At 31.3% G+C, this 12,564-nt stretch carries 8 protein-coding genes and 2 pseudogenes; all 10 read right to left on the bottom strand.

The genetic code is table 11. The annotated features are described in order from the left end of the window. Positions 1 to 265 precede the first annotated feature (265 nt). Entirely contained in the window at positions 266 to 2,401 is a 2,136-nt protein-coding gene (locus G7084_RS04460) for a DNA topoisomerase (protein WP_166010418.1), read from the bottom strand. A 114-nt stretch (positions 2,402 to 2,515) separates the two neighbouring features. Further along, positions 2,516 to 3,436 carry a hypothetical protein gene (locus G7084_RS04455; RefSeq protein ID WP_166010416.1) on the bottom strand — a complete coding sequence of 307 codons (921 nt, stop codon included), beginning with the start codon at positions 3,434 to 3,436 and terminating at the stop codon, positions 2,516 to 2,518. Between the two features lie 114 nt (positions 3,437 to 3,550). Then, complete coding sequence (gene mobL / locus G7084_RS04450) at positions 3,551 to 4,519, bottom strand: relaxase MobL (protein ID WP_166010414.1); 969 nt, start codon at positions 4,517 to 4,519, stop codon at positions 3,551 to 3,553. 120 nt (positions 4,520 to 4,639) lie between these two features. Beyond that, positions 4,640 to 4,816, bottom strand: a complete 177-nt coding sequence (locus tag G7084_RS04445; protein WP_206212032.1) for a hypothetical protein — start codon at positions 4,814 to 4,816, stop codon at positions 4,640 to 4,642. Between the two features lie 141 nt (positions 4,817 to 4,957). Beyond that, positions 4,958 to 5,692 (bottom strand): Crp/Fnr family transcriptional regulator, encoded by a 735-nt coding sequence (locus tag G7084_RS04440; RefSeq protein ID WP_166010410.1) that lies wholly within the window; start codon positions 5,690 to 5,692, stop codon positions 4,958 to 4,960. 112 nt (positions 5,693 to 5,804) lie between these two features. After that, positions 5,805 to 6,500 (bottom strand): nicotinamide mononucleotide transporter, encoded by a 696-nt coding sequence (locus tag G7084_RS04435; RefSeq protein ID WP_166010408.1) that lies wholly within the window; start codon positions 6,498 to 6,500, stop codon positions 5,805 to 5,807. Between the two features lies 1 nt (position 6,501). Next, positions 6,502 to 7,455, bottom strand: a complete 954-nt coding sequence (locus G7084_RS04430) for a nucleoside hydrolase (RefSeq protein WP_166010406.1) — start codon at positions 7,453 to 7,455, stop codon at positions 6,502 to 6,504. A 317-nt stretch (positions 7,456 to 7,772) separates the two neighbouring features. Continuing rightward, positions 7,773 to 8,147, bottom strand: coding sequence for a hypothetical protein (locus tag G7084_RS04425; protein WP_166010404.1), 375 nt, complete (start codon positions 8,145 to 8,147; stop codon positions 7,773 to 7,775). After that, positions 8,140 to 9,502: pseudogene (locus G7084_RS04420) on the bottom strand (Y-family DNA polymerase). Before G7084_RS04420 ends, G7084_RS04425 begins: the two are co-directional and overlap by 8 nt. Positions 9,503 to 9,674: 172 nt before the next feature. After that, positions 9,675 to 12,446, bottom strand: a pseudogene (locus tag G7084_RS04415) (YobI family P-loop NTPase); the annotation flags it as partial. Between the last annotated feature and the right edge of the window lie 118 nt (positions 12,447 to 12,564).

The following is a 12,564-nucleotide window of genomic DNA, read 5'->3' as shown; positions in this document are numbered from 1 at the left end:
CTATTCATATCTACATACCCTTGTTTTTTTAAAATTTTGTTAAACGTTTAAACTTTCACTGCAGTGCGTTTTAAATTATATACAAACAATCGTAAATAGTAAATCATTTTCTATACAATTAATATCTTTTTATTTACCAAATAAAACATTTTTATATTTAATATTATTTAGTAAGTAATTGCACCTTCTTTAATATTTTAAAAATGTAAATAAAAATCGCCCTAACAATTGTGTTAAAGCGAAAATGTATTGCTTAGTATTATATTTATTTTATCCATTCTGCATGCTTGGTTACTGTGAAATCTGGATTTAATGTTAATTCATCAACACTATATTTTTTCTTTTCCTTGGTTTCAAACTTTGTCTTACCTAATCTACCGGTTTCTAGTAGTTTCACCAATTTATCTTCATTCATGTTTAGCGCATATAACATCTGCTTCTTACCAATTTCATGTTCGAGTTCATTAGTACTAATATTGAACAATTTTAACTGATAGTAAGTACCGTACTTACCTTTACCTTCAAAATATGTGTACTTAAATTCCCCAAAGACTGTTTTAATTGTCTTTTTAGAACTTTCATTGTCTTGTGCTGCTTTAACACCACCAAACGTGCCAATCTTACCACTCAAATCATTAATCAGTGAATTGACCATGCCTTCAGTTTGTTTTACAAACACTTCCTGACTCGCATTATCTTTATTTTCACCAATCTTATCCAAATATTCTTCCCATTTAGCTGTCATTTCAGGACTGGCTAAATTAGTATCGTTTAGAAAATCCATCAACACAAATGCTTGTGGCTTGGGTGATAATTCAGCATTCTTAGAATTCTTATTCAAATACGTTGATTCAACTTTTTCTAAAATCATCGCTTGAGTAGATGGGCGACCTAGTCCGTTCGAATCCAATACATGATCTGTCATATCAATTTCAGTATACCGTTTGGGTGGATTCATTTGATTCATCGTTGGGGTTAAATTCAATATTTGTCCTAGTTGATAGTCTGGCAAGGTTTTGTCTTTCTTGGTCTTGTTATCCCACTTAGTCCAACCTTGATCCTTAATGTGTTGCCCTTTAACTGTAAATAAAAGATTACTATTGTTGACGGTAACGGTTGTCCCATCAAAGGACATTTTTGGCGCAAACATCAACATCGTATGCAATACAATCATCTTATACAATTTTTGTTGTTCCATATCCCAACTATTAACTTGTGCCACCGTTGGAATTTGACTGGAAGGAATATTGGCTGAATGATCCAACTTACCTTCAGACACATATCGCTTATCAGGGATTGTGTTAGCTACATGAAAATCATTAATTTCAAGTATTTCTAAGAATTTATTGACATTATCTAGTAAGTACTTAAATTCTGAAGGTGCAATTTTCTCTTCATCAGTTCTTGGGTAACTAACCCAACCATCTTCATACAATTTTTGATAAATTTTCTTCACTTTTCCAGGTGAGAATTTAAAACGACGTGAAGCATCCGCCATCAGTTTTGAAAACTTATATAGCTTTGGTGCTGATAAAACCTTAGCTTCAGTCTTAAGATCAACTACCTTACTTTCACCTTGTTTCAATATACTCAATAATTTTTCAGCGGAAGCCTTTCCCCCATTTTCGGGTGTAAAACAGGTTTCACTTTCTTTTCCATTAAATTTCACATCATTTGGTTGGTCTACTAATATAATTCGCCAATTTTCATTTCCATCAAAATTTTGAATCTCTAGCTCTCTCTTAACAATCAATCCAACTGTCGGCGTTTGAACTCGTCCTACTGGGAAATAATCTCGATAACCTTGTTTTTGCAATACTGATGTTGTTAATCTAGAAATATTCATTCCAACTAACCAATCGGACTTTTCTCGTGCCATTGCTTGATAGGCCATTGGAATATAGTTTTTTCCTTCACCTAAACTTCGAAAGGCCTTTTGAAAATCGGGAATGGTCTGTGCATTAAATTCTAATTGTTTAATCACTTTGTCTTGATACTCAGGTATTTTCCAAAGAATCTTCCAGGCAATCGCTGCTCCTTCAGAATCTGGGTCAGTCGCAATAATAATCTGATCACACCACTTTACCGCTGCTTGAATGTCTTTGAATAATGCTGAAACACTTTGTCCTTTTTTTGACCGTGCTTCCCGTTTTAAACGATAGTTCCAATCATCTGGAATAATTGGTAATGCATTCAACACTTGATCATTACTTTTCCAAGATCCATCAGTATTTTTACGATCCCATGTATCTGTATATTCTTCTGGTTCTTTCAATTCAAATAGATGGCCACGTGCATTCACAAATTTGACTTCACCTAATTCAGGGAAATTACCTGAATCATACGCTTCCTTAATTTTTTTCTTTTGCGAAGGCTTTTCAGCAATTATTACTGTTTTCATTATTCAATTCTCCTTATTCCATAAATTATCTTGAAATACCTGCACGGCGCTTTAGTTCTGCTTGTTCACGTTCATATTCACTTAAAGCAATTTTTTCGCCACGATTAGCATCATTTAATGCGTGACTAAGGCCCCGATTAATTCTTCTTCCCCACGTAAATTGAATTTCTTATTTAAACCAAAACTTTGTTTTAATCTATTGGATTCTTTTTCTTTGGCACGTCGGAGGTTTTCCTTCTCAAAATCAATATACGTATTTTCTCGGCCTTCTAACTCCGCAATCTCCCCATAATATTTTGAATTTTCTTTTCTAAGTTCTTTCATCCGATTTACATCTAACTGAACATCCGAACCTAACGCTATGTTATTTTCTCGCACACTTTTTTTCAGATCCAAAATTTTAATTTCATCCTGAAGTTTATTAATTACCTCAACGTTTAACTTAATATCACCTGGTAATCCAAAATTAATTTTAAAATCTTTTATTTTCAACTTCTGACGTAATTCAACTTCTTTCAATCTATTTTCTTTTAATAGCTTATACTGGTCATCTGTCATTTTATCTGGTGATAATTGATGAATGTTTACCTGGGATTGCATTAATGCATCTCGTCGTTGTTTTTCCATTGGTGTTAAAGTCTTAGTTGGTTTGAGTTGTAGTTGGATTAATCGATTCTGATCTGACAATTGATTAATTTTAAAATTAACAAATTCAAAAGCATTTCCTTCAACTCCACTAAAGAAAAATCTACGATACTGATTTAACTCACTATTATTTATTTCTAAATCCGCAGTTAAATTTTGCCGTTTGATAACACTCTTAACCAATCCTGATTGTTTCTTCAATTGCTTTAACTTAATACGTTCCGAATTATCTAAACTATCTTTATTCTTAATGATCTTAATTTGGGCCTCTAACTGTTCTTTACGACGTTGTATCTCTTCATCGCTTAATGATTCTAATTCAACAGAGATCGCTTTATCAAATGCCTCAGGAGGTAACGCTTTAATCTCCTTATATATTTGATTAACCATTAACTCTTTTAATGTCTTGATACGTTCAACACTGTAGTTCTTCTTACTATCACCAAAACCAATTTCATATATTTCTTGGAGTTTCTCAGTATTTAATTTGAAACTATCAAACTCTTATTGACCATTTCCCTCTAAGAATTTTTCAACAATCCCATAGGCCACTTCATTTGCTGATTGCATATCTACAGCATTTGATTTGGCTCTCCATAGTTTCTCACTAGCGGGTAATACCCGAATTAGTTCATTTAACTGGCTTAATTCTCGATATTCAATAATTTGATTGGTAAATTTTTCTCGAATCTCATTTTTTCCACGATCAACATCTTTTAATATTTCCCGATCTCTTAACAAGAATTCACTTTTACGAATATTTCGCCATATCCCCTTTTTGAAATTATCCAAATTACGATATACCATCTTACCCCTGGGTTCCTTATGACCTGTAAGTTTGTTATAAACCATCGGACGTTTAGTTTCACCGGGTTCAAATGTAGCTATATGAATATGGACGTGCTTATCATTAATATCGCCTCGTAAATGAATCGCTCCAAACCATTCTGCGGATTCTGAAATACCTTCATTTTCAAGTAATTGAGGCATCCTTTTTTTGATCACGTCTTTCATCCGTTGTTGATCAATTCTACGATCAACGGCATTATCCATCAACCCCTCCTCAATCAAGAACTCATCCGAGAATGAAATTGAGGTTTGCCACATAATATTGTGCCGTTTCGCTGCATCAGATAAATGTTGTTTGGTAGTTTTGAAATCATCCATTGTCATATTATTGGTTTTACTATTAAAAACTGGTAATAATTCACTTTCTACCCCATCTTCTAAAGCAGTTACATCATGTCTTGATACATACTCGGCAAAATTATCATGTTGTCCTTTTTTACGTTCTAACTTGTTATACAGAACATCATAATCATTCTCTACACTGGTTATGCCTTCTTCTTTTCCATTATGATCTAAAACATAATCTGCAAAACTCTGAAAAGCTACTTTAAAGCCATGTTTCACAATAATGTCTGGCGGACGTTCACCTATTTTCTGTGTACTTAACGTTACTTGATTTACCATAGATTCTACCTCTACAGTTTTTATATCACGTTACATAACAAATTTAAAAAATGTGTGATTATTGTAATTTATCCCAAAACAAAAAGCTCACTGGTAAAAGTGAACCTTCATCATCTACATTTATTTTACATTGGCCCAATTAATATCTTCCAGGCTCAGCTTAACACCACCAATATAAACATTATTTTCATCATATCCTTTAACAACTCCAGAAATTATTGCTGGGACTAACCCATCAATAACCGCCTTCTCATTTAGCAAACCAGCTTCGTTTTTGGTAGGAATATGGTCGTTCATGAATTGAAGGTTTATCATCAAAATTATCCTCGGCATTCTTTTACTATTCCTTTGAATTTGTGGGTTTTACAACAATTTCTTAATTTACGGAAAAAAATTGAACACTACGACTGTTACGTATTAATTTTATAACGTTTAAGGTTAATCCTCTTTTTTATCTGCATCAAACTCAACAAAATTATTGATACTGTTCACAATATTTAAATAGTTTTGTGAACTTATTTTAATTTTACGACCACATAATTGAATCTCTTCCTGCTCAGTCATTAATTTCAATGCTCGTGAAACTGTCCGAATACTCAGACCAATTTGAGCAGCTAAATCACTCTGAGTTTTATTATAGATTATAATTGAATCTTGACGTGTCTTTGACTGTTCATAGTATCTTAATAAATGTAAGCGTAAGCGGTCTACACCTTTTAAATGAAATAAACGACCTTCACGATTTGAAGAACTATATAGATCATTAGCTACTAACCTTATACAGCTTCGTAAAAGCTGTATATCTTCCATAATTTTTAAATAGATCAATGCTGATGGAATTCTTACAACTTCTACATCAGTAATACATCTAATTGTGACAACATAGTGCTTTTTCATGGCTAATAACTCTAATAAACCAATATTTCCTCTCTGATTATCTACCTCAAAATAACTATACTCACTTCCATCAAGAAACAATTTCTTACCACCCACCGTTCCACTAACAATGAAATAAACAAATTGTGGTTCATCTCCAGCTGTTACTAATTGTGAACCATGTTCATATTTCATCCGTTTTCCATTTTGGTCAGCAAAATCTTTAATCATTTTATAATTAAATTCTTGATCGTCATTATAAAGATTCCAAATATGATCTAAATCCAAATGATCCATAGCTCTACTCTCCTAAAAATAATAATCACTACTTATTATAAGTTTAATTGACTCATGTCTACTATGTCTAATAAATAAAGACCACAGTAATTTACTATGGTCTTATCAACATTTATTCAAAATCGCTAACTCGATTAAATACAAGGAAAACAATGTTATTGGCAAAATATACCAATGGAATAATCATCAACATAAACTGTCCTGAGATAACATATGTTGAGAGCATTAAAATATTTAATACAAAGAAAATATATTCAGCAACAAAGTATCGTTTTGCTAATAAGAAACTTGCGATTAACCCTGTTCCGGTTGTAAAAGCACCTGTAATCAATCCTTGTCCTTCATGCCCAATCATCATCAGAAAGGCAACAATTGCCAATGCTACAACAATTCCAACAATAATAATGATTACTGCTTTTTTATCCATCCGTAATAGTTTAGTTTCTCCATTTTCAGTTACATTATTTTTCCAGTCAAAATATTGAATGAAACCAACGATAATCCCCCAAACACTCAAAGGCATCATTGAATATGTTTGTGCCAAAAATAAAGCAACAATCGTAGTTACCAAATTAATTAAGTCCGGGTAAATAAATTTAACATCCCGCTTTGTTGTGTAATAAATATTAATAAATCCCGCAAACATAGCAATTATTGATGCCCAAATATATACATTTTGACTTATTTTACCTGATGAATTTAAAATTGCCGGAAACGTTTGTTGAAATGAAAAATAGACCCCTACTCCTAATCCAATAATTAATATAACTTTTAAAATAATATCACGAATTTTTACTCTTTTAGTCATTTCACTGCCCCTCTTTCATCGATACTTTTTGATCAAAATATGCCAAACTTTCCATTAAATATGTTACATATTTTTCTCGATCAGACTCTAATAACACAAAAGTTTCATTTTTAACTACTGGTTTTTTTCTTAAATCAGCTAGTGTCATTCCTCGGGTTAATCCCTCATCTGTCACGATTTCGATTGAATAATTTTTCCCATTAAATACTTCTGGATTTAATAAATATACAATCGTACATAAATCATGCATTGGGCTAACTTCAAACCCAAATTGACGGCCAGATTTATTATAAAAATCCAAAAGTCCATAAATTTTTTGTGAAATAGATCCATGTTGTTTTAGTTGGTCAATTTCCAAACGTGTTAAATATGATTTTTCTGTTACATCTAGACCAGCCATAACAATTGGAATACCTGATTGATATACAATCTGAGCTGCCTCAGGATCAACGTAAATATTAAACTCAGCTGCGGGTGTAATATTACCATGATCTATACCTCCGCCCATCAAACAAATAGCTTCAATTTTAGTTTTAATTTCAGGATATGTTTTTAGTAATAAAGCCAAGTTGGTTAACGGCCCAATTGCTACCATTGTAATTGGTTCTATACTGTCTATTAATAGCTGATACCAATATTCTATTAAATTTGTTTTTGAAATTGGATAATCATTCTCAACAAATTCAATACCATCCATACCGCTCTCACCATGCGCTTCTGGAGCACTCCTTAATGATTTAACCAATGGTCCTCTCTCACCAGGAATTAATGGAACTTTAGCATTCAATAAATGCAAAATATTCTTTGCATTATTCGTTACTTTGTCTAAAGATTCATTTCCTCCAATTGTTGATACTCCCAAAAGTTTCAGTTTCTCTGGATAAGCTAATGCTGTCAAAATAGCTAATGCATCATCATGTCCTGGGTCACAATCAATCCAAATTTTTTTAACCATATCGATACCTCTCCTGATTCAATCTTTCGATCTTGAATTAACACCTTCATTATAAAATATGGTTGAAAGATTTTAATACGCCAGATGTCCGAATTGTTGAATGCGCTTTCACGTTCGGTTTGACCGTTTGTTCATACTTATTGTAACTTCGTCATACAAAAAACACCCATCCTTAGAATGCGCGTTTTCCATGTGACATAACAATCTTATAAGTATTATCTCGTTATTTAAGCTTTTTAACAGTATATTTAGGCTTTAATCGCCCAGAACTTGTAATATTTATTTTCTTTACTACAGTGAACCTTCATCATTTACATTTATTTTACATTAGCCCAATTAATATCTTCCAGGTTCAACTTAACGCCACCAATATAGACATTATTTTCATCATATCCTTTAACAACTCCAGAAATGATCGCTGGGACTATCCCATCAATAACTGCTCTTTCTTGGACACTAACTGCTTGCTGATTGGCATACGCCGCAAACAACACGCTTGAAATTTCTTCTAGTGTCATTTCAGGCATTAACTTTTGGTCCATCTTATTTTTTCTTTGTTGGGTATAGTCTGATACATTTTCTGTATGATCAGATAAGTAATATCCTTGCCACTTCACCATTCCACGTTCTTGATACTCATGTTCAAAAAATTGCTTTGCACGTTCCATTTGTGTTTGACTCATATCAGCCATATGCGTTACCTCCATTATGACCACCAACTAATCCAGCACGGTCAATCATTGTTCCACCTTCCCCTAGCGAAGATAGTTTAACAATTGATGTAACCCCATATTTATTTCTTATTTTATCTACTGTTTCATCAATGGTTCGTTCTTTTACTTGTTTCGTTGTATCTGTTAAAAGGTCCAGTTGTTCTTGACCCTCATCTACTAATTTACCCGCAGACACACCTAAATGCCTAACTGTTTGGCCTTCATAATGCTTATTAAAAATATTATTCAACGCTTCAACAATCATTTTTGAATTATTTGTTGAATCAATCGCCATCTGTGCATTAAATCCTTTACTACCAAACTCCTCCGCACTCGTAAACGAGTATCCTACATACAGTGATACAACCCCGGCCTGCTTCCCTTTTGATCGTAATCGTGATGAAACTTGTTCACCAATTTCTCTAATGACGTTTTTAATTTCAAGTACATTAGAATAATCCCTTGGTAAAACTTGGCTGTTAGAAATATTACCAGCTTTAACATGATGCTTTTTCGAAACAACGCTACGGTCCACACCCCAGGATAAAGCAAATAATTCTTCCCCACGGATACCAAATTTATTCTTTATAAATGTCGGATCTGTATTAGCCAATTGACCCATTGAATATATCCCAAAATGCTTTAATTTAGCTGAAGTCTTTCTTCTAATACTCCAAACTTCATCAAAATCAGTAATCGGCCATAACTTATCAGGAATCGTCTCATACGACCATTCCCCAATCAAACTTTTGGCATGTTTGGCCTCAATATCTAATGCCATCTTGGCCATTGAATTACTTTCTCCGATACCAACAGTTAAATATATCCCTAACTCTCTTTTAACATACAGTTAAATATATCCCTAACTCTCTTTTAACATACAACTGAATAATCCGTGCCATTTTGGTCATTGTTAAATCTTGACCAAATTTATATTTCAAATAGTTCCAATTAGGGGTTATATCTAATATGGATTCATCAATGGAATAAAGATGAAGATCTTCTTCAGAAACATATTGCCTAAAAATATCATTAACCTTCTTATTCATCGCAATATAGTGATTCATTCTTGGTTCTACAATAATAAGCCTGGGGTCCCTTGGTACATCACGTCGTCTTGTCACGTTACTAATCTCTAATAGTTTTTTAGCCATTGGAGAAGCAGCTAAAACTAACCCACCATTCGTATTTTCTTGTTGACTCATAACAACTAATATCGATTTAAGAGGATTCAATCCCAGTTCAATACTTTCAACGCTAGCGTAAAAACTCTTAGAATCGATTAACATTATTTTCTTACGTGGTTCATTCTTAGTTACTTCACCCAAAAGCATAACAATTCCCCTTACAATTGATTAGTTTTAACTTAATCAATTGTAAGGTAATAACTAACACGTATGCAATAACAATTTATTAAGTTTACAACTATTGGCATATAAAAAAACACTCATCCTTAAAATAAGTGTTTTTTATGTAATACATAATAATTTTATAAGTATTATATCGTCATTTTAGCTTTTTAACAGTATATTTAGGCTTCAACCGTCCAGCACTTGTAATATTTATTTCTGTTATTTCATCAATATTTTGGAACCATTCTAATATTGCTTCATTCGTTTCGTTATTATCAAAAGTACGACTCTGAAATCCTTTTTCCCGTGTGTAAATGCCTGACAAATGAGGATCCCCAATTTTATTCTTCTTAAAATATCCAATTACAAAATCAATAGTAAAACTTTTCATATTCCTTATAAATAATTTTTCATTCAAATCATCTTTTTCTTCTAAAATAGCCATCAACATTGCTGGATTTAATCCAATCTCTTCAGTATTTACCATCTCTTTCAATTGATGTAAGTCTAAATTACGTGGAATAGGCAAATCCATATTATTAATCACATTAACTAAACTAGTATCAATTTTTAACATTTTGTGTTCAATAAGGAATTCAACCTTTTTAGTTGAAAGGGTTTTATATTTATCAATAGAAAATGGTTCCTCATTGTAGTATCTCCAAATACCTTTAAATAAATTATAGGAAACTTCATTGTCATACAAAGAATCTTCAATAAATTCAAATCGCAAAGATTCGTCTTGTTCTAATTTAAACATTCTTAGATACTCTTTTATTCTATTTGTTAATTTCCATTCAGACAAATAAATATTAACATTTGATATTTTTTTCTCCATTAAAGTAAAATTTAATACATCGTTCCATAAATTCTTATTTTTAATATCAGATAAATTATTAAACTTAAATTTAATTCCTCCATGTTCCAACCAAAATAGTTTTAACGATTCATATACAGCGCTATTATTTAAAAACTCAATACCAATTTCTTCATTAAATTCTCTCATCACTCCTAACGTATTTAAATTATTGTCATTTGTATCTTTATAGTAGGAATGCATTATGATATCATACTTAATTTGCTCATTATCTAAATATTGTATTTCAAATTTAATGTTTTTATGAAGATCAACAATAGTTTCATAAATTCTAGGGTCTTTATCGATTAAGCCTTCTATAAATCCATTATTTTCGTCTATAGCCGTAGTCAATACTATTTTAAACTTATCAAAATCATTATCATATAAATATTGGGCTAATGAAAAGTTTAAAATTTGTTTCTTTTTGTAATCCATTTCTTGGAGCTTTACTAATAGTCCAGGAATGTCTTTAAGTTCCATATATACATCAATATCGTTCTCCTCTTTAAAGATATTTGATAAAAATAAACGAGAACTCTGATCTCCATGAAAATGATTTATAGTACTTAGATAGTTTTCTGTTATATATTCATTCTTAATAAGCATTAATAGCACATTAGGAATTTCAAAATCAAACTCATCAATATCTATATCTTTCAACTTAAACTGTCGTAATAAATTTATTCTCTCTTCTAATATAATTTTTTTTGAATTATATTCACTCTCATCCATTATTTTTGGCGTATAATTGCTAATCTCCTTAAAATCATTGTACGCATACGAGCTATATGAGTTAGATAAACTATTATCAGAAAAATAAATACTATCTTGCCCCTTAACAAATTTTTCGGCTTCTACATACGTTAATGGATCATGAATTTTTCCATTTTGTGATATCCACAAGATAAAGTATTCAACTTCTGTTCTTAACTTGCTATCTATATAGTTAGTCTCTAAAACTTGTATATCTTCATTTAATCTATTAATTTGATCTTGTATATTGTTTTTTGCTTCAGACACTATTGCAGCCAGTGTACCCTGTCCATTTTGTAAATCATCAAAATCAGATGGGTGTAGATTCTTATAAGCTATTAATGCTAATAATTCATTATTGTTCACAAAATTAGAATCGCTTTGCTGATATACCATAAACTCATTGTAAATATTCAATAGTAACCGGTAATCATCTAATTCAACACTTAAGATATCAAGTAATCGATCCTCAATGGCGTAATTATCACTTGGTAAAATTTTTCGTAGCTTATCATACGAATTATTCGTTGTGATAATGGGAATTACAGGAATAATTATTTCAAAAAATTTAACACGATCTTTAGCATTATGAAATAAGTCATCTTTCATCAAATAGATAAATGTCCATTTTTTATTACCATGTTGATTTAACTTATTATTTAACTCACGTAATTTTTCAAAAATAACTAAATTCTCAAATCTATCTAGATCTTCAATTATTAAAACGGATTTTTTTGATTTCTCAAATAAATATATTATTTCATCGGTATATGTTTCAAACAAATCATCTTGAGTAACTTTTATTTCTGTTTCCACTTGATGAAAAGATAATTTTAATTTGTTAAATTCAATCAACTCAACTAATTTCCAAGAAAGTATCATTAAAATGAATAGTATTACCAAAGGAATATACTTTTGATATGGTACGAATCTATATATGTTTGTTGGTATAGGAATAAAATATACTCCTATCAAACTAATTAATACTATTATTAATATTTTTACAAACCAGCTCAGTGGTTTTTTTACTCTAAAATGAGTTAATGGAATTTTATTTGGATTAATTTGATATATGATTTGATTAAGGATATTACTAAAAATAAGCTTATCATCTACTTTATTCTCTTCTTCGTCTTCATCCTTACCTGGTGTTTCATATTTATCCTGCTTTGTGCTATCAAATGTAGCTAAACTTACACGTAAATAATTGTTTTTATCCTTAAAATAAGTATCAATAATTGATGATTTTCCACTTCCATACTTACCAGCAATGGCAACATTGTAAATTTCTTTTGACTCTAAGCTTTGATTTAAATATCGTTTATATTTTAAGTAAGAGTCGTTATCATCGAGATTATCTTTTGCTCCAAGTGAGTATAACTCATTGTCATAGTATTTAACCCGGCTCCTATGATGGAATTACGGACAAATT

Origin of the sequence: Weissella coleopterorum (genome assembly GCF_011304355.1) — a bacterium.
Taxonomy (GTDB): Bacteria; Bacillota; Bacilli; order Lactobacillales; family Lactobacillaceae; genus Weissella; species Weissella coleopterorum.
This window is presented reverse-complemented; position numbering and strand designations above follow the sequence as displayed.

Excerpts from the sequence above, each read along its gene's own strand:
- G7084_RS04460 (WP_166010418.1), bottom strand. The coding sequence starts at position 2,401 with ATGAAAACAGTAATAATTGCTGAAAAGCCTTCGCAAAAGAAAAAAATT.
- G7084_RS04455 (WP_166010416.1), bottom strand. The coding sequence starts at position 3,436 with ATGGTTAATCAAATATATAAGGAGATTAAAGCGTTACCTCCTGAGGCA.
- mobL (WP_166010414.1), bottom strand. The coding sequence starts at position 4,519 with ATGGTAAATCAAGTAACGTTAAGTACACAGAAAATAGGTGAACGTCCG.
- G7084_RS04445 (WP_206212032.1), bottom strand. The coding sequence starts at position 4,816 with ATGAACGACCATATTCCTACCAAAAACGAAGCTGGTTTGCTAAATGAG.
- G7084_RS04440 (WP_166010410.1), bottom strand. The coding sequence starts at position 5,692 with ATGGATCATTTGGATTTAGATCATATTTGGAATCTTTATAATGACGAT.
- G7084_RS04435 (WP_166010408.1), bottom strand. The coding sequence starts at position 6,500 with ATGACTAAAAGAGTAAAAATTCGTGATATTATTTTAAAAGTTATATTA.
- G7084_RS04430 (WP_166010406.1), bottom strand. The coding sequence starts at position 7,455 with ATGGTTAAAAAAATTTGGATTGATTGTGACCCAGGACATGATGATGCA.
- G7084_RS04425 (WP_166010404.1), bottom strand. The coding sequence starts at position 8,147 with ATGGCTGATATGAGTCAAACACAAATGGAACGTGCAAAGCAATTTTTT.